The sequence below is a fragment of the Lonsdalea iberica genome, assembly GCF_002111585.1.
Lineage (GTDB): Bacteria > Pseudomonadota > Gammaproteobacteria > Enterobacterales > Enterobacteriaceae > Lonsdalea > Lonsdalea iberica.
In genome coordinates this window covers 49,560-67,508 of sequence record NZ_LUTP01000012.1, presented here as the reverse complement: position 1 = coordinate 67,508, position 17,949 = coordinate 49,560, and the positions used below count along the sequence as shown (strand labels likewise).

General features: G+C 54.2%; 12 protein-coding genes and 1 pseudogene. 10 read left to right on the top strand and 3 right to left on the bottom strand.

Annotation, left to right across the window (positions count from 1 at the left end; all coding sequences use genetic code 11):
* The first annotated feature begins 490 nt into the window (after positions 1 to 490).
* From AU511_RS06720 to AU511_RS06680, 10 genes are all read left to right on the top strand, one after another.
* Positions 491 to 1,417: a glycerol dehydrogenase gene (locus AU511_RS06720; protein ID WP_240503780.1), complete on the top strand. Its 927-nt coding sequence runs from the start codon at positions 491 to 493 to the stop codon at positions 1,415 to 1,417.
* An 11-nt stretch (positions 1,418 to 1,428) separates the two neighbouring features.
* Complete coding sequence (locus AU511_RS17680; protein WP_240503779.1) at positions 1,429 to 1,596, top strand: hypothetical protein; 168 nt, start codon at positions 1,429 to 1,431, stop codon at positions 1,594 to 1,596.
* Between the two features lie 289 nt (positions 1,597 to 1,885).
* Complete coding sequence (locus AU511_RS06715) at positions 1,886 to 2,536, top strand: DUF421 domain-containing protein (protein ID WP_094100862.1); 651 nt, start codon at positions 1,886 to 1,888, stop codon at positions 2,534 to 2,536.
* 272 nt (positions 2,537 to 2,808) lie between these two features.
* Positions 2,809 to 3,150, top strand: a complete 342-nt coding sequence (locus tag AU511_RS06710; protein WP_026738787.1) for a zinc ribbon domain-containing protein YjdM — start codon at positions 2,809 to 2,811, stop codon at positions 3,148 to 3,150.
* 830 nt (positions 3,151 to 3,980) lie between these two features.
* Positions 3,981 to 4,607 carry a hypothetical protein gene (locus AU511_RS06705; protein ID WP_094109193.1) on the top strand — a complete coding sequence of 209 codons (627 nt, stop codon included), beginning with the start codon at positions 3,981 to 3,983 and terminating at the stop codon, positions 4,605 to 4,607.
* Positions 4,608 to 5,355: 748 nt separating this feature from the next.
* On the top strand, positions 5,356 to 6,465 hold the full coding sequence (locus AU511_RS06700; RefSeq protein WP_094109192.1) for a 5-methyltetrahydropteroyltriglutamate--homocysteine S-methyltransferase: 1,110 nt from the start codon (positions 5,356 to 5,358) through the stop codon (positions 6,463 to 6,465).
* Between the two features lie 127 nt (positions 6,466 to 6,592).
* Positions 6,593 to 8,251: a multidrug ABC transporter permease/ATP-binding protein gene (locus tag AU511_RS06695; protein WP_094109191.1), complete on the top strand. Its 1,659-nt coding sequence runs from the start codon at positions 6,593 to 6,595 to the stop codon at positions 8,249 to 8,251.
* Between the two features lie 317 nt (positions 8,252 to 8,568).
* Positions 8,569 to 9,090, top strand: coding sequence for a shikimate kinase AroL (aroL, locus tag AU511_RS06690; protein ID WP_094109190.1), 522 nt, complete (start codon positions 8,569 to 8,571; stop codon positions 9,088 to 9,090).
* 85 nt (positions 9,091 to 9,175) lie between these two features.
* Positions 9,176 to 9,460 carry a pyrimidine/purine nucleoside phosphorylase gene (gene ppnP, locus AU511_RS06685; RefSeq protein ID WP_094109189.1) on the top strand — a complete coding sequence of 95 codons (285 nt, stop codon included), beginning with the start codon at positions 9,176 to 9,178 and terminating at the stop codon, positions 9,458 to 9,460.
* A 630-nt stretch (positions 9,461 to 10,090) separates the two neighbouring features.
* Entirely contained in the window at positions 10,091 to 11,881 is a 1,791-nt protein-coding gene (locus AU511_RS06680; protein ID WP_094100857.1) for a methyl-accepting chemotaxis protein, read from the top strand.
* Between the two features lie 54 nt (positions 11,882 to 11,935).
* Here the strand turns inward: AU511_RS06680 and rdgC are convergent.
* The 3 genes and pseudogenes from rdgC to sbcD form a co-directional block, all read right to left on the bottom strand.
* A pseudogene (gene rdgC, locus AU511_RS06675) lies at positions 11,936 to 12,846 on the bottom strand (recombination-associated protein RdgC).
* Between the two features lie 142 nt (positions 12,847 to 12,988).
* Positions 12,989 to 16,672 carry an AAA family ATPase gene (locus AU511_RS06670; RefSeq protein WP_094109188.1) on the bottom strand — a complete coding sequence of 1,228 codons (3,684 nt, stop codon included), beginning with the start codon at positions 16,670 to 16,672 and terminating at the stop codon, positions 12,989 to 12,991.
* Positions 16,669 to 17,901: an exonuclease subunit SbcD gene (gene sbcD, locus AU511_RS06665; RefSeq protein WP_094109187.1), complete on the bottom strand. Its 1,233-nt coding sequence runs from the start codon at positions 17,899 to 17,901 to the stop codon at positions 16,669 to 16,671. The genes AU511_RS06670 and sbcD overlap by 4 nt, the downstream gene beginning before the upstream one ends.
* Between the last annotated feature and the right edge of the window lie 48 nt (positions 17,902 to 17,949).

The window sequence follows — 17,949 nt, the reverse complement described above, 5'->3', positions numbered from 1 at the left end:
GACTTATTTTTTAATGAGTAATAAGGTGTTTTCATTTTGTGAATAATAGCCGGAAAAGCGTTGATTTGCGTTATTTTTAGGCAAGTGACTGGCTATTTTGGTTCAGCGGAATAATGAGAATAGTGTTTTTTTATATTTTAATTCCGACTGATTTTATCAGGTATAGCGTGTTTTTTCTCTCTGTTTTGTTTTTTTTTGCCATTAGTTTTTTAATTAAAAACATCTCGTAAGGCGGATGGCTTTTATTGACGAAAGAGGGGTGCTTACTAGTGCGGTCTGGTTGGCGTTACTTATTGAATTTATTGTTGTATGTAACGTTGTTTGCTTGTTTTTTGCCTATTGTAGCGCCATTTAACTTAAGGCAATATTATCTCGGTTAAAATGATTACTTTAGTTTCATAATGGCGGTGTTATTATATATCGACACTAGGTTGCCGGATGGGTAATCAACCTTGCACGGCAAGACTCAATAATTCAGGAGCTTTAGATAATGAAAACGCCTCGCACTATAACCTCTCCTAAAAAGTTCTTTATTGGCAACGGTATTCTTAATCAGCTCCATGATTTCGTAAAAGATTTTGGTGACAACGCATTAATTGTCTGTGATGAATTCATTCTGCAGAAAGTTAAAGACGAAGCCGTGCCGCCCTTACTGGAAAAAGGGATGAAATGTACTGCTGAGAAATTCAATTATGAATGTACTGACGTTGAAATTAATCGTCTGGGTGACATCGTCAACAGCCAGCAAGCAAATGTCATTGTGGGTGTGGGCGGGGGTAAAACGCTCGATGTATCCAAAGCGGTGGCTTTCTACCAGAAACTCCCGGTCATCCTGTTCCCGACCATTGCATCTACCGATGCGCCTTGCACCGCGCTGTCCGTTATCTACAAAGAGAACGGCGAGTTCGATCGTTACCTGTTCCTGCCTCAGAACCCGGATGCGGTGATTGCTGATACCGCTATCATTGCTTCCGCGCCGGTTCGTTTCTTTGCCGCAGGCGTGGGTGATGCACTGGCGACCTATTTTGAAGCGCGCGCGTGCTATCAGGCCGACGGCATTAACCTGGTACTGAAAAAACCGTCAAGAACGGGATTGGAGCTGGCGAAACTGTGTTACCAGCTGCTGAGTGAAAACGTCGAGTCCGCCATGGACGCCATTAAAAACAAGGTAGCGACGCCCGCGCTGGAACAGGCGATCGAAGCGACAATTTACCTGAGCGGCGTCGGCGCGGAATCCGGAGGTTTGGCGGCCGCCCATGCGGTGAATAACGGTATGTCCGTCGTGCCGGATTTGCACAGAGCTCAGCACGGTGAAAAAGTCGTATTTGGCCTGCTGACGCAGCTGGTGCTGGAAAACGCGCCGGTTGCTGAGTTTGATGAAGTGATTCGTATCATCAAACGGCTGGCCTGCCGTTGACGCTGGAAGAGATGGGACTGAAAACGTTTGTCGAAGCCGAATGGCGTAAAGTGGCGGAAATTGCCTGCCATAAAGACGACACCATGGGCAACATGCCGATGGAAGTGACCAAAGAGGATGTCTACAACGCCATGGTCGCGGCGAACAGCTTAGCTGAGCGTTACAAAGCGAAAGCTTAACGTTTACCCCGCGATGTTCCATGCCGATCCGCTTGTCGGGTTGGCATGGCCCCGCTTTCCTTTATATGCCGCGTTTTCCCTGGACGCTGAACTTCTTTTCTTCCCGACAGTAGGCATTGACGGATAATTTTTCATCGTCAAAAACAGCTTTGTCCGCTTGCTATGATTGATCATTATTTAGCATGACTTAATCCCTGATGGGGCTGAAGTCAGGCGAAGTTTTCATTCTCTATTATACTGTCTTCGGTCATAAAACTGAGGCGCAGCAGACGCTGTGAATAGAGTAGAGATGGAATATTATTGCTTCGTATTAATCAAGTTCGTTATTGGTTTTACTATTGTCATCACACACCTGAATGTTTCAGGTAAAACCCAGTTATCACAAATGACGCCGGTGGACTTCATTGGCAACTTCGTGCTCGGGGGTATTATCGGCGGGGTTATATACAGCGACAGCATCCCGCTCTATCAATACATCATTGTATTATTTATCGGCGTCGGACTTATTTCGTTGCTGAATTTCATCAGCAAGCATTTTCATCTGTTTCGCTCTATCGCCATTGGCGATCCTTTACCGATCGTCAAAAAAGGCCGTTTTCTGATGGAAAACATCCTGCGACAGAAGAACAAAATCGACATTCTTAATGTCGCCTCGCAGCTTCATTCTCAGGGGATTCGTTCATTCCAGCAAATTACCTATGCTCAGATCGAACCCAGCGGTCAGTTGACGGTGGTCTGTGAAGACAACGAAATGCCTTCGGTCATTGTTATGAAAGACGGAGAGATCAGGCGAAGAGAGTTGGAACAAATTGAAAAAGATGAGGATTGGCTGCAAAACAAGCTTCGTGAAAATGAACTTGAAGAAGACGACATCTTTATCGCGGAGTTTTGGGACGGCAATCTGATGTTTATCCTGCGGGATGGTTCGGTGATTAAGTAGCTTTTGTGTGACATATCGGTGGATAGCGGCCATTTCGTTTAGCCGAGTGAACAGACATCGACGTGACTAACGCGCTGTCTAAATTATTTTTTTCCCTTTCCCGGGGCCACCAACCTGTGTTGGCGGCCCCGGTTTTCGTGCTGCCATAAAGTCCTTTACGTAAAGATGGCTACTCAGCGAGGCCTTAAAACGTTAAAATATGCTCAGCTGAATTTACTGCTATTGATTTTATTGGTTTTTTACATACATTTTTTATTTTTAGGAATTTTATCATGCAACAGCTACCCAATTGCCCAAAATGCCAATCTGAATACACTTGGCAGGACAACGACATGCTGAACTGTCCTGAGTGCGGGCATGTTTGGTCAATGGCGGGCGAGGCCGCGGAGCAGGAAGAAGGACTGGTCGTTCGCGATGCCAACGGCAACTTGCTGGCTGATGGCGACACCGTCACCGTGATCAAGGATCTGAAAGTGAAGGGGAGCTCTACGCCGCTGAAAATAGGTACGCGTGTGAAAGGTATCCGCCTGGTGGAAGGCGATCACAACATCGATTGCAAAATCGATGGTTTCGGCGCGATGAAACTGAAATCTGAATTTGTGAAGAAAAACTAAATCGCCATGCTTTCGCTTCCTGAAATCGCCGTAATAGGTTTCGGGAAGCCCCCCTTTCATTTATCCCACACGATCTGTTCTCGCCGTTCCGTTCATCCATTTCTGGTGGTAAACAAACCCGCTTTTCCCGTCCGCGAGCGCTGTCATACAGGCCTCGGTTTCAATCTCTCGATCTGGGTGTCTCGATCAAGATCGTGGTCCTACGGGCGAGAATGAGACTCTCCGTGAGGCACCGCCGCGTCTAATTGCGCTGTATCGGCTTTAGCGTCCAGCGCTGTAGTCTTACAAAAATCGCCTGCGCCGACGCAGGGGCTGTTAGGGGCGCGACAACCTGCACATTGGCGTATTAATGGAACATAAAGGAAAAAATAGTGAGCCGAAATGGCGCGGGAGCACATCGCGTATTATCTTTAAGCGGTGAGTTGTGGGCGGAAACAATAACAACAGCGTAAAACAGCAACATGACACCCGCTTTCTACGGGGAAGTGACGTAACGGGGAAATAATGTCATATGCCATGAATCCTCTATTTTTATTCTTTTTTAGTCTTAACGAAAAAATGCATTAGCCGATATATTTTAGAGAACAGACTTTTTTTACTCTGATGTCAGCCGTCCTTATACATGATGTTCTTTCACGCCAAGGTGACGGTTGAACCTAATTTCTCTGCTGTTTGATATTCGCCACCAGGAGCCTGTTCGCATTATCAATAATCGCTTTCGGGATGGAAGCATTTGAACTTTATTTCAATACTTTGGTGTTAGTTATTACGATAACTCGTCGTTTTTACGGTGTGATGGCATTAATTGAAATATAACAAGGAGACGTATTGTGGCTATATCGAGTATAGAGGCGCACAGTCAAAATATTAAGCCTTATTATCCCCTCGTGGCATCAATTAGCGCGGCGAATAATAACGGGTCATCCACGGCGAGTAGCACGGGCGGTTTTCCGCTGAGCAGTCAGACGGGAACAAGCTTCAGCGACGCTTCCACACAGACGTTCACCACGGGGACGGCGAGCGCGTCTGATTTAACGCAGACGACCGATGAGCGGCTGGAAGATCTCGAGGCCCAACTCCAGTCCCGAGAAGCTCAGCAGGCTAAGGACGACAAAGAGGAAGAGCAGTCCGACTCGCTTGAACGCTCTCTACAAATGATCAATGGGATCCCGATGTTCGGCGGCACGTTGGTGTCGATGATCAGTTATCCCGACGGGAGCTGGGAAGCGTACGACGCCTTCTCCGGCGAACCGGTCACCACCGAAGAGCTGGTGAAGATGGGGCAAGACAGCAGTAGTGCGGACAGCGATATGTTCAGCTTCTATAGCAAAGGGATATATAAAGGCCTCTCCGCCGCTGAAATTTACGAAAAGATTCAGCAGATGATGGGGGGAGGGTCGGACGAAATGGCCTGGGGAGTCGTCGGGTCTTCTGAGGTCTCTTCGACGAACGCCTAACGATAGCTTGGTTGTTCGCAATCCCGTTAGGGGAGCTCGCGTTCTGGATAAAAACGAATCCGGCCGGTCAGGCATAACAACTGATGTAGATCGACTTTCGCATTGCATCACAGGAATCGACGTTTTAAACGGCGACCGGAATATCAGCATCTATCCTTTTGACGATCGGCCTTGTTTACTGTGTCATTAGCCACCTGCAAATCTTCATATTAAGCGCCTAGTTGTTATTAATCGTGTTATTAACGTTGTTGTTGGCGGACCGCTATTTCGGTCCGCTTTTTTTATCTCATCGTCGGGTGAATAATTTGTCGCCGAGGTCGTGAGCAACACGCGCTGCGTTATTTCGTTTCACTCACCAATACCAGACACTACCGCCGGAAGTCCGACGACTTCACCGCGCTTCTTCGAGTATCCTTAGCTGAATTAAGTTGCCTGACCGCCTTATTCGCCCCCGGTGTATTCGACGTTGTTCCTATTTTCACTCTTCGATACCGAATCTCCCAGTCATGGACTCGGTGAAAAGGCGGATCTTTTTGTTTCAAAAAAAATAATTACTTAACGTGACTCATATCAATAACTTCAATAAGTTAAGCAATGTTTTGTCATTACCCACCGCACAAGAAACGGGGGACAGCTGCCCAGAAAGGGCGATGCCACCAGTCAATGCGGCCCTGGTGATGGCCGTTGCGTAAAAACAGAGCGCAGAGAAGCGCAAAACACGGCAGTTAATCAAAAAGGATCCGTTTTCATGAGTCGTACCATTCACAAGCTGTCCCCGCCTTTCCATGCCGAACATATCGGTAGCTTTGTATGCCCGCCGCGGCTACGCCAAGCGCGTCAGGATTGGGAGCAGGGAAGGCTTTGTCGCGACGCGTTGACCGAGATCGAAGACGAAGAAATCGTGCGGGCGATAGACCAGCAGAAAGCCTGCGGATTGCGTATTCTCACCGACGGCGAACTCAGGCGCGTCTGCTGGCAGACCGATTTCTTCGAGCACCTTCCGGGGATCCAGCGACTCTCTACTCAGCCTGCCGAAGAAAAGCCGATCGCGAGCGGCATTGAGGTTGTGGGGGAGATTGCATTCGATGCGTCGCACCCGTTCCTGGCGCATTTTCGCTTTCTTCATCAGACGATTAGGCATGATTCTAAACTGCTGGCCAAGCAGACGCTGCCCAGCCCGACCATGCTCCTGCATCCCTCCCTGCGTAACAACGCGTGTTATCCCTCGCTTGAGGCATACGGCAGTGCGTTGTCGAACGCCTATCGTCAGGCGATACGGGCCTTTTATGACGCCGGCTGCCGCTATCTACAGCTGGATGACATGATGTGGGCTTATCTCTCCGACTGCGCCGTCATCGCGCGCGAGCAAAGCCGGGGATACGATCCGACGTCCCTGCTGGAACTGTGTATCCACACGCTGAATCAGGCGCTGGTGGACAAACCGGAAGATATGTATGTCAGCCTGCATCTGTGCCGGGGCGCGTTTTCCGGCAACTGGCGCTATGACGACGGGTTGAACGCCATGGCCTACGCGATGGCACACGCGCAGGTCGATGGCGTAATGGTGGAATATGACGACCGCCGTCCGGCGGAACTGGAATTGCTCCGTTATGCCACCAGTCAGCAGGTCGTACTCGGGATTGTGAGCAGCCGGCAGGCAGAGTTGGAGGACCCCTCGCGGGTCATCATGGCGGTCAATACGGCCTCCCTTTATATGCCGCTGCGCAGGCTGGCGTTGAGCCCAACCTGTGGTTTCGCCTCCAGAAACCGGGACTCCGTCCTGAGTGAAGCGCAGCAGTGGGCTAAGCTCAAGCACGTCGTCGACATCGCGAAAACCGTCTGGACGATCCCCGATTAAGTCAGAGAACCTAAGCGAATCACATCGTGAAAGGCGGCGCTATCCGCGGCCGCCTGCAATAACTGATTGATATCGTTTTACCGCTAACTAAACTGGCTGCATCTAACTTCTCATCATGCGGGATCCCATGGAGCTGATTCACCTTGTTTACCGGCTATATCGCTGGCCTTTCATCGCCGTCATCCTTCTGAGTCTGGCCAGCGCGGCGCTGGGCATTGGTCTGATCGCGTTCATTAACCAGCGGTTGATTGCCAACTCGCATTCAGATCTTTGGGTGTTACCGCAGTTTCTGGGATTACTGCTGCTTCTGATGGCGGTCACTCTGGGCGCCCAACTGGCGCTGACGCTGTTGGGACACCATTTCGTCAGCCGTATGCGCGGGCAGCTGATCAAACGCATTCTGGATACCAGCCTGGAGCGCATGAACCACATCGGCCATGCTCAGCTGCTGGCCAGTCTCTCTAACGATATCCGCAGTATCACAATCGCCTTCGTTCGCCTGCCTGAACTGGTGCAGGGCGTTGTGCTGACCGTCGGCGCGGCCTGTTATCTGGCGTGGTTGTCGCCGCGCATGATGTTGTTCACCACACTGTGGGTGACGATCACGATTTGGGGCGGATATTGGCTGGTCTCGCGCGTTTACCGTCATTTCAACCGCGTGAGGGAAATGGAAGATAGCCTGCACGAAGACTATGAGCAGGTCATTTCGGGATGCAAGGAGCTGGCGCTGAATCGGGACCGCGCTCAGCGGCTGTACGAAGAAGATTATCAACAGCACGCCAGGGAGTATCAGCACCATATCGTGCGTGCCGACTCCTACCATCTCAGCGCGATTAATTGGTCGAACATTATGATGCTGGGCACGATCGGCGCGGCCTTCTTCATGGCCAACGGTCTCGGATGGGCGGACAACACGGTGGCCGCGACTTATTCGCTGACGCTGTTGTTCCTGCGCACGCCCTTGTTGCAGGCGGTCGGCGCGTTGCCGACGTTGCTCAGCGCACAGGTGGCGTTCGATAAGCTGCGTCGGCTCAAGCTAAACCCTTATCAGGACGGTTTTCCGGCGTTTGCCGCTCCCCAGCACTGGCAGTCCATCGAGCTACGCGACGTCCGCTTCCGCTATGGTCAGTCCGGCTTCGAGGTCGGCCCGATCAACGTGCGTATCCAGCGCGGCGAACAGCTGTTTGTCATCGGCGGCAACGGCAGCGGAAAATCCACGCTGGCGATGCTGTTAACCGGGCTGTATACGCCGGTCAGCGGACAAATTATGTTGGATGGCAATCCGGTCTCGTTGCCGGACTATCAGGCGCTGTTTTCGGCGGTCTTTACCGATTGTCACCTGTTTGACCGTTTGATGGGACCGCAAGGCGAAGCGCCGCCAACGGCGCTCATCGAGCGCTGGGTGGAACGTCTCAGTATGCAGGACAAACTGCGGTTAAACGGGACCCAGATCGCGGACTTGTCGCTGTCTCAGGGACAGCGGAAACGGGTCGCTTTGCTGCTGGCGCTGGCAGAGCAGCGAGAGATCCTGCTGTTGGACGAGTGGGCCGCAGATCAGGATCCTCAGTTTCGACGCGTGTTTTATCAGGTGCTGTTGCCGCATCTGATGGCCGAAGGTAAAACGGTGGTCGCCATCAGTCACGACGATCACTATTTCGGTCAGGCGGATCGATTACTGGAGATGCGCGCCGGTCAACTGGTGGAACTGACCGGAAAGGCTCGTGCAGATGCGAGCCGCGATGCCGTCGCGAGGATCAACCGTCGCCAGGAAGGGGACTCGCGCTGACAAGCCGCATTTTCCTCTCGGCTCTTCGTTGCCGTTTGTGTCCTTGCCGTGTTGCTGCCGTTCGATATTCTTATTCCCCCGCTTTGCTTGTATGATTCAGCTCTTGGTATGACAGAAGACGGCTGATGTGGTGGCCGTCGACTAAGCGCTTCTTCCATGCGGGCGATACTACCTGTTATTCCAGGCCAAGCGGTGCTCGAAACCCTCACGTACATCCACATGCGCGCCGGGCGCTCGGCACCGTTTGTATCCAGAGTGGCGGCGGCAATAACGCCTTGTGGGATAGGTTCTATGATTAATTAAGGACTCGTCGTTACATGACACGACCGATTTTTATGGTTGGCGCCAGAGGCTGTGGCAAAACTACCGTGGGCGGGGCGCTGGCGCGCGCGCTCGGCTATCAGTTCGTTGATACCGACATTTTCATGCAGGAAACCAGCCAAATGACGGTAGCTGATGTCGTAGCACAGGAAGGCTGGCCGGGTTTTCGCCGCCGTGAAAGTGCCGCACTTCAGGCGGTAACGCAGCCTGAATGCGTGATTGCCACCGGCGGCGGCATTGTGCTGCTGGACGACAATTGCCGCTATATGCAGGCGCAGGGAAGCGTCATTTACCTGCATGCGCCTGCAGGGCTATTGGCCCAACGGCTGGTCGCCGACCCTCTGGCCGAACAACGGCCAACGCTGACGGGGCGTCCAATCGCGGCGGAAATGGCGGCGGTACTGGCAGAGCGTGAGGCGCTTTATCAGTCCGTCGCGCACCACGTTATTGATGCGACGCGGCCCCCTGACTCCATCGTTGCGGACGTATTGCAGGCGCTCAGGATGGCGGTGGCCTGAGCCCGCGTCGCGGCGACAGCCGATGCGGCTTTGCTCCAGGATGATCTTTCATAACACGATGACGGTTAGATAAGAGGATGTTTGTATGCTGCAGGTGAACGAGTATTTCTCAGGAAAAGTAAAATCGGTTGGCTTTGACAACAGCACCGATGGCCGCGCGAGCGTAGGGGTGATGGCGGAAGGTGAATACACCTTCGGCACGGGTCAGGCCGAAGAAATGACGGTCATCAGCGGCGCGTTGAATGTCCTTCTGCCGGGTGCGGTGGAATGGCAGCTGTTCTCCGCGGGGGAGATGTTCTCTGTGCCGGGGCATAGCGAGTTTAATCTGCAGGTCGCCGAACCGACGGCCTATCTGTGCAAATACCTCTAATTCAGGTCGTCTGATAGGCGGACACCGTCAGACACGGTGTCCGCCGCGCCGAAGCCGCTGTCTCAGCCCGTGTATTATTCACCCCTACTGTCCCTTACACCGCACCGCGGTCAGCGTCCGCGCGTCATCCCTTTTCTCTGAACGCATTTTTTCTCTGAACGCATTTTCCATGGAAGTGATTATTTCTGAGTTTATGCGTCGAATGGTATTTCTCGCGTAACGAAATAAATTAAATAACGACGTAACACTATTTCATTATCACTCAGTGATCTTTGAGTTGATATTTTTCTCGGCGCATTATCGGCAGCCAAAATAAAAACTTTACTCGCTTTAGTGAAATATAAAAATTGCCTATGTAACGCGGTGTTCTATTTTTATTAAAGGGTTTTTCGGACGCCTGATTTATCGATTTTAGTGTGATTTTCTTATATAAAAAAGGACATAACGCTGTGAATAAATTTCCTTACGTTGTATTTTGCTGAAGGGGCCCGCAGCCGCGCGGGAGGGGATGGGGGTATCAGGAGGAAAAAAAAGAACGCTGGCCTAATCGATAAAGAAAAGAAATTCTCTGGGATTTAATTGAGAAATTATATTGGATATTCAAATCGTTATTACAAATGGTTGACTACTATGCTCAAAACTACACGCGCTCGTATTTTGGCTGTATGTACCGCAATTATCGTTTTATCTCTGATCATTAATACCTTCCTGAATTATCAGGTCACAGGGAAATATAACGATAAATCCATTGATAATATGCTGTCTGCCGTGACGGAAAGCCACAGCCTGGCGATTGGCGACTGGGTGGCATCGAAAAAACAGATGATGGCCTCGTTGTACGACGTCGCCGCTGGCAGCGACGATCCTGTGCCGATATTCCGGCAGATAACCCGGTCGGGCGACTTTATTAACGTGTATATGGGCTACGCCAACGGGACGGCCAAGTTCGTCGAGACCGGCGGCATTCCCGCAGACTATAACCCGACGGTACGGCCGTGGTATCAGCAAGCGGTAAAAGAGGGCAAGCCGCTGGTGACCACACCTTATGTGGATATGGTGACCAATACCATCGTGGTGTCGTTTGTCGCGCCAGTCATCGATAATGGCACCCTGAAAGGCGTTGTCGGTAGCGACATGGCGATGAAAAATGTGATCGCCAACGTCAATGCCATTCATCCCACGAGCGAAAGTTACGGCCTGCTGATTCAATCCGACGGCACCATCATCGCCCACCCCAACCCGGAACTGACGATGAAACCGCTGAATGACATCGCGCCCGAGGTTGCCTTGGATCGCATTCTGTCCGCCAAAACTCCCGTCGAGGTGACGCTCTCCGGCGTGGACAAACTGGTGCTCGCCCGACCTGTCGCGGGAACGGACTGGTATGTGCTCGTCGCGCTCGACAAGGCGCAGGCGACGGCGGGGATGCATTCGCTGCTTCTGACGTCGGTGATTACGCTGGTGGTCATTGCGCTGCTCGGATCGCTTGTCGTCAGCGTGATGGTAAATTCGTCGCTAAAACGCCTGCTGCAGGTGCGTGATGCGATGGACGACATCAGCAACGGAACCAATGACCTGACCCAGCGTTTGCCGGATGAAGGCCATGATGAAGTGGCGCAGATCGCACGCTCGTTTAACCGCTTCGTCGACAAACTCAGCATGATTATGCTGCAAATCCGCGATGTGAGCGCCTCGCTGCAAATGGCGGCCAACGAGATTTCCGCGGGTAATAACGACTTGTCCTCTCGTACCGAAGCCTCTGCGGCGAGCTTGCAGCAAACGGCGTCGGCGCTGGAACAGATATCGGCGACGGTCACCCAGTCGGCGGGGTCGGCGCAGCATGTGAATGAGCGCTCACTAATATTGGCGAAAGACGCCCGCAGCGGCGGCAAAGTGGTCTCGGATGTGATTGTGACCATGGACGATATCGTGGTGGCGTCCGGAAAAATCGGCGACATCATCGGTGTGATTGACGGCATTGCGTTTCAAACCAATATTCTGGCGCTTAACGCCGCCGTCGAAGCCGCTCGCGCCGGCGAGCAGGGCCGGGGATTCGCCGTCGTTGCGGGTGAGGTGCGAGCGCTTGCTCAGCGCAGCGCTCAGGCGGCAAAAGAGATCAAGGAACTGATCGAATCCACGGTGCGCAGCGTGGGCGCAGGCTCGAAGCAGGTGCGTCAGGCCAGCAGCACCATGAATGAAATTGTCGGCGGCGTATCGACGGTCACGACGGTGATGTCAGAGATCACCCATGCATCGGAAGAGCAGATGAGGGGGATTCAGGAGATCAACAAGGCGATGGCGCAGTTGGACTCGATGGTGCAGCAGAATGCGGCGTTAGTTCAGGAGTCTGCCGCCGCGTTCGTTTCGCTGCAATCGCAAACCGAGGAGCTGAATTCGGCGGTCGGTCACTTCAAACTGTGATCGTTATTCCCCCGCCTACAGGCGGGGGCGTGTTAACGAAAGAGGGGGAAGGGATCAACGCGGAGCTTCGCCGCCCAGCGCTTCGATCAGGTTAGCGATGAGCGCGGCCAGTTCAGCGGTCATCAGAATGAAATCCGCATCGAATTTCTGTGCGAAATCCTCACGGTCGATATCGTCATTCTGCTCCCGCAGCTCGTCTGAGAATTTCAGGCGTTTCAGCGAGCCATCGTCGCACAGCATCAACTGAACGCGCTCCTGCCAGTCCAGCGCCAATTTAGTCACCAGTTTTTGCGCTTCGATATGCGCGGCAATTTCGTCGCTGAGCAGGTCTTGCTTCTTGCAGCGGATGATACCGCCGTCTTCCAGAATGGCTTTCAGTTCGGCTTCGTCTTGCAGCGCGAAACCTTGCGGCGTTGTGCCGGAGCGGACCCACTCGGTCATCGTCAGCTCGATGGGGCTTTCCATCGTCAGCGGCACCACGGGCAGTGAACCGAGCGTTTTGCGCAGCAGCGCCAGCGTATCTTCCGCCTTTTTGGCGCTGGCGGCGTCGACCATAATCAGGCCGTTGACCGTATCAATCCACAGCCAGATCTGCTGAACCGACTGAACGCACGCGGTAGCAAGCTGTGCAGCACTTCATCCTTGAGGGCGTCTTTCTCGGTTTTTTTCAGTTTGCGATGCTGTTCATTTTCCAGCTTATCGATTTTGGCTTCCAGCGCTTGCTTGATGACCGGCGACGGCAGGATTTTTTCCTCTTTGCGGGCGCAGATCAAAATTTGTCCGTTAACTTCGTGCGTCAGGGCATCGCTGTGGGAGCCCATCGGCGTCACCCAACCGCTTTTGGTCATGTCCTGACTGCCGCACGGCGTGAAAGAGAATGAGGCCAGCTGCTTTTCCATTTCGTCCGCAGACAAACGGACGTCGCGGCTGAGGCGATAAATCATTAAATTTTTAAACCACAGCATTCGGTTATTCCAGGCTGATGCGCAAAAAGAAGACGCGCGCAGGATTAATGTCAGCGCGCATGATAACGACTGAGGCGGGCGACGTTAAGATAAAAAGGCGGTTGCCGTCGCCCGCGGGATTGGCGCGGGTAGCACGCAGGGGTTATTTGACCGCGTAGAGACTGTCCAACTGGCTGATCCCCAACCCGTTGCGTTTTTTCACACGGATTTGGACCTGAATACGCTCCTTCATCGCTTCAACGTGGCTGATGACGCCGATGGATTTTCCCGTCGCATTGAGGTTGTCCAGCACGTCCAGGGCGGAATCCAGCGTGTCTCCGTCCAGTGAGCCGAAGCCCTCGTCGAGGAACAAAGAGTCGATGCGGGTCTTATTGCTGACCAGATCGGAAAGCGCCAGCGCCAGCGACAGACTGACCAGAAAACTTTCCCCGCCGGAGAGCGTACGGGTATCTCGCGTGGCGTCGGCCTGCCAGGTGTCGACCACCTGCAGTTCCAGCGTATCGGAGGCTTTACGCTGCAGCAGATAGCGCCCGTGTAAGCGCGACAGCTGGCGGTTAGCCAGATACACCAGATGATCCAGCGTCAGCCCCTGTGCGAAGCGTCGGAACTTATCGCCTTTCTGAGAGCCGATGAGCTGATTGAGCTGCGCCCAGTCTTCGCATTGCTGCCTGCGCCGTGCAACCTCTTCCAGCAAGGTGCGTTGTTTGTCCTGCAACTGCTGGTCGCTTTGCAGCTGTTGACGGATCTCCCCCTGCTGCTGCGCGCCGTTTTTCAGCATATCGTCAAGTTCGGCGAGCATCTGCAGCACGTCCGCATAAACCAGGTTTTCCTGCAGCGATTTCGGTCTGGCCGCCTGATGCTGGGCGAGTTTTTCTTCCGCCTGCGCATGTAGCGCATCGGCCTGCTGCTGACGTTGAGTGAGCCGTTCCTTCAGTGCGACGAGTTGCTCGCGCGCCTCTTCGCTCAATAGCGCGCGGGTGAAGTCGCTTTCATCATCGAACGGACTGGCCCGCAACGCGTCGGTAAAGCGGCTTTCCGCCTCTTTCAACGTGTTATCGGTGCGTTGCCACTGCTGTTCCAGCGACTGTTTTTCGCCGGTCGTCCGGCTGAGTTGTGACTGGCCTGACTGCCACTTATCCTGCGCCAGTCTGAGAGCTTGCTCGTCATCCTGCGCCTGCTGACGCAGGTGCGCCTGTACCTCTTTAACGCTCTGATTACCTAATAAATTCCAGCGCAACTGCTGCGCCGTTTCCAGCGATTGCAGCGTTGCTTTCAGCTGCTGCTGTAACGTGGCGAGGGCCGTTTCCGTGTCTTTCAGGCGCTGCTGCGTATGTTCGGTATCGGCAATTAGCCCCGACAGCCTGGGTTCGCACACGTGTTGTTCGTGTTCGTTCTCCTGCCAGCGCTGCCATTCGCGTCGGCGAAGGTTCAGCCACTCTTCTTGTCGGGCGTCGGCGGGGGCGTCGAGATTGAACTCGGCCAGCTTATGGCTCAGGGCGTCGTTCAGCCGGGCCAGCTCTTTCTCGGTTTTTTCCTGCGCCTGCTGCAATTCCTGGCGGGACTGCGTTAACGCTTCCTGTTGCTGCGCATTGAGCGCCAGCTGCTGCTCAGTCTGTTGCAGCGACTGCTGCGCGGAGGTCAGTAAATCCTTACTATCCTGAATCTGTCGTCGAGTTTGTTCACGTTCGGCGAGCTGCGCCTGCAACGCGTTCTCCTGCGCGTCGCACTGATCCTGCCAGCGGGTTAATGCTTCCGGCTGATTCAGGTCAAAGTCGATATGCAAGCGTTCGCTGACGTTCTGACACTCCTGACGCAGGGCGGCGATTTCATCGTTAACCTGATTCAGCCGCAGATGCTGCTGCTGTCGCTGCTGCTGCAACAGATGCAGTTGGGTCGTGCTTTGCACCACTTTAGCCTGCAACGCATCCACTTCCTGTCGCAGCGTATGCAGCCGCCGCTGGGTTTCAGACGGACGCAGCGACTGGTAGCGCTCGATGGCCGGGTGGTGCGTGGAGCCGCACAGAGGGCACTCTTTATCGGGCTGCAACTGTTTACGCTCGTTCTCCAGATTGGCAATGCGCAATTCCAGTTCGTGGCGGTTATCCAGATCGTTCAGGTGGCTGACACGCTGCTGATGCTCCCGGCGATGCTGCTCCTGTTCCCGCTCCAACTCCTGGATGCGGTGGTGATCGTCCAGTAGCTGAGATTCCAGAAGCGTGTGTTGGCTTAGCAGGCGTTGCAATACGGTCGCGTGGGTGGCGAACTGCTGACGGTCTTGACGCTGGGCCGCCAAATCATCCAACTGCTGACGCAGCGCCTCCGTCGGCTGCGACGATTCACGCGCCTGAATGCGTTGCTGCAACAGCTCGAAATTCTGCCGGGCGCCTTCCGTCGTCGCCTGTTGCGCCTGCTGTTTTTCCAACAGCGTAGCGTGCTGTTGCTGGAAATAATCGGCGCGGATCTGCTGTTCACCCGCCTTGGCTTGCTGGGATTTCAGCTCGAGTTGCAGTGCTTGCAACTGGGGAAACTGCGCTTCCCATAACGGGATGTGGCTGCCCCAGTATTGATAAAGACTGTGTTGCTGTCTGAATTCCGCGATTTGGGCCAGCCGCGTCTGAACGTGATCGCGTTCCTGACGCAGTTTTGACTGGTTTTCGATCAGATCTTTTTGCAACTGCTTCTGCTGGTCCTGCGACTGCTGCTGCTGGTCGCGTTGTTCCCGCAGCGTGGCGATACGCTGGTCCAGCGGCTGGATCTGCTCGCTGATGAGGGTTTCCTGCCGTTGGCGCTCTTCGACATGCTGTTGCTGGCGCGCCGCCGCGTTTTCTTTTTGCGTCTGCAGTTGCGACAGTGTGCTCTGCTGCTGCGTCATTTGCAGATCGAGTTTGGCGATAAGATTCGTGAGGTGCGTCTTTTCCTGCGCATAACGTTGGCGCTCACTGTAGATCGGGCGCAGTTTTTCCGCGGGAACGCTGGCATCCAGACGCTCCAATTGAGGCTTCGCCTGAACGAAGTCTAACTGTAGCGACCGCTGTTTTTCCTGGCTCGACGTCATCGCCCGCTGATGTTCTTGCAGGGTTTCAAACCAGCGTTGATGGCCGGTGATATCATCGCGATGACGCGTATTCTCCAGCTCCTGCTGCTGGAGCTCGCTGAGCTGTTGTTCAAGTTCCGCACGCCGCTCGCTGCTCAGACATTCAATGCCGCCGGCCTGCGTCTGTAGCTGTTCGAGCGCGTTTTGCGCGGCTTTATGCTGCTCATAGACGCGCTCGGAGATCCGCCCGTAGATATCGGTGCCGGTTAACTCTTCCAACAATTCGGCGCGGTCATTTGCGTCGGCGTTGAGAAAGGCCGCAAATTGCCCCTGAGACAGCATCATGGACTTTGTGAAACGGTCAAAGTCCAGCCCGGTAATCTGCGCGATGGTCGACAGCTTGTCGCTGACTTTATCGCTGATGATTTTGCCGTCCGCGCAGTACGCCAACTCCACCTTCGGCGCCTGTAGGTTGCCGTCCGGCGCGTTGCGCGCTCGGCGCTGGCTCCAAAAGGCGCGATAGGCGATGCCTTTCACCTCAAACTCGACTTCGGCCAGGCATTCCGCGGTGTGCCTGGTCATCAGCTCGTTCTGACTGGGGGTAACTTTCAGTCGCGGCGTCTGGTGGTACAGCGCCAGGCAAATGGCGTCCAGCAGCGTGGTCTTACCGGCGCCGGTGGGGCCGGTGATAGCGAACAGGCCATTGCTGACAAACGGCTCGCGGGTGAAATCGATTTTCCATTCACCCTGCAACGAGTTGAGGTTTTTCAGCCGTAGACTCAAAATCTTCATGCGGTTGCCTCCTGGCTATCGTCTTCCACGTCTTGCAGGACCTGAGTGAACAGCGTACGCAAACGTTGCTGCTGGCGTTCCTCCAAATCCGGCTCCAGCGCCAGCCGTCTCTCGAAGACTTCACCGGGCAGCAGTTCGTCCAGGGTCTCTTTCTCCTGCTGAACCAGCATTTGCAGATGCTGTTCGCGCGCGCGCCGCAAGAGCACCACTTCCACGTTCAAATCGTCCGTCAGGTTCTGAATATGCTGCTGGATGTCGCTCAGGTAGTCCTGAGTGGCGATTTCGATGTCCAGCCAAACCGGCTTTTCACCGTCATATTCACGAAAACCGGCCAGGCGACGTTCGATTTCGGACAGGCTGCCTTTGACCAACTGCATGGGCTGAAATGCGGGGATCGTTAAGGGCGAGACCTCGTCGAGTTTGTCCTGCTCGAAACGCACCAGGTAGACGGATTTCTCGTGGTTCAGCTCGTCGAAACTCAGCGGGATAGGCGAGCCGCTGTAGCGAATGTGTTCCGTCTGAGCGATGCGCTGAGGACGGTGAATGTGACCGAGCGCGATATAGTCCGCCGGCGGAAACGCCTGAGCGGGGAAGGCATCCAGCGTACCGATGTAGATATCCCGCACTGAATCGGTCGCGGTCACGCCCACCGTCGTCAAGTGGCCGGTGGCGACAATCGGTAGCGAGAGACCCATCTCTTCGCGCCGGCGCACGGCCCGCTGATAGCTGCGCTGGTAGTGGTTGGCAATCGCCTCCTGCAGCGCCAGCTGTTTGTCGGAGCCCGACTGCCCGGCCTGGCTGGTGAGCACGTCGCGCGGTCGCAGGAACGGGATTGCGCACAGCAGCGCGCCGGGCTCGCCTTCGCGGGTATTTAGGACGATGACCTGTTCTTCAATATCGCCTTCGCAGCTCGCTATGACCTGCGTATTCAGGCAAGAGAGCAGCAGTCGCGATTCGTTAAGCGTTGCGACGGAATCATGATTTCCACCCAAAATAACCAGCTGACAGCCGGTCTGATGGAGCTCGACGACGAAGCGGTTGTACATCTCTCGGGCGTAGCTTGGTGGCGTGCCATTATCGAAAATGTCGCCGGCCACGACGACGGCGTCGACGTGATGCTGCTCCACCTGTTCAATCAGCCAGCGCAGAAACGCCTGATGTTCCGCGGCCCGGCTCTTAGTGTAAAAGTACTGTCCAAGATGCCAGTCGGAGGTATGAATAATTTGCATGGCGCGTCCTGTTACGGCGTCGGGGGTAGCTGAGTGTTACGATTATCG

Excerpts from the sequence above, each read along its gene's own strand:
- AU511_RS06720 (WP_240503780.1), top strand. The coding sequence starts at position 491 with ATGAAAACGCCTCGCACTATAACCTCTCCTAAAAAGTTCTTTATTGGC.
- AU511_RS17680 (WP_240503779.1), top strand. The coding sequence starts at position 1,429 with ATGGGACTGAAAACGTTTGTCGAAGCCGAATGGCGTAAAGTGGCGGAA.
- AU511_RS06715 (WP_094100862.1), top strand. The coding sequence starts at position 1,886 with ATGGAATATTATTGCTTCGTATTAATCAAGTTCGTTATTGGTTTTACT.
- AU511_RS06710 (WP_026738787.1), top strand. The coding sequence starts at position 2,809 with ATGCAACAGCTACCCAATTGCCCAAAATGCCAATCTGAATACACTTGG.
- AU511_RS06700 (WP_094109192.1), top strand. The coding sequence starts at position 5,356 with ATGAGTCGTACCATTCACAAGCTGTCCCCGCCTTTCCATGCCGAACAT.
- AU511_RS06695 (WP_094109191.1), top strand. The coding sequence starts at position 6,593 with ATGGAGCTGATTCACCTTGTTTACCGGCTATATCGCTGGCCTTTCATC.
- aroL (WP_094109190.1), top strand. The coding sequence starts at position 8,569 with ATGACACGACCGATTTTTATGGTTGGCGCCAGAGGCTGTGGCAAAACT.
- ppnP (WP_094109189.1), top strand. The coding sequence starts at position 9,176 with ATGCTGCAGGTGAACGAGTATTTCTCAGGAAAAGTAAAATCGGTTGGC.
- AU511_RS06680 (WP_094100857.1), top strand. The coding sequence starts at position 10,091 with ATGCTCAAAACTACACGCGCTCGTATTTTGGCTGTATGTACCGCAATT.
- AU511_RS06670 (WP_094109188.1), bottom strand. The coding sequence starts at position 16,672 with ATGAAGATTTTGAGTCTACGGCTGAAAAACCTCAACTCGTTGCAGGGT.
- sbcD (WP_094109187.1), bottom strand. The coding sequence starts at position 17,901 with ATGCAAATTATTCATACCTCCGACTGGCATCTTGGACAGTACTTTTAC.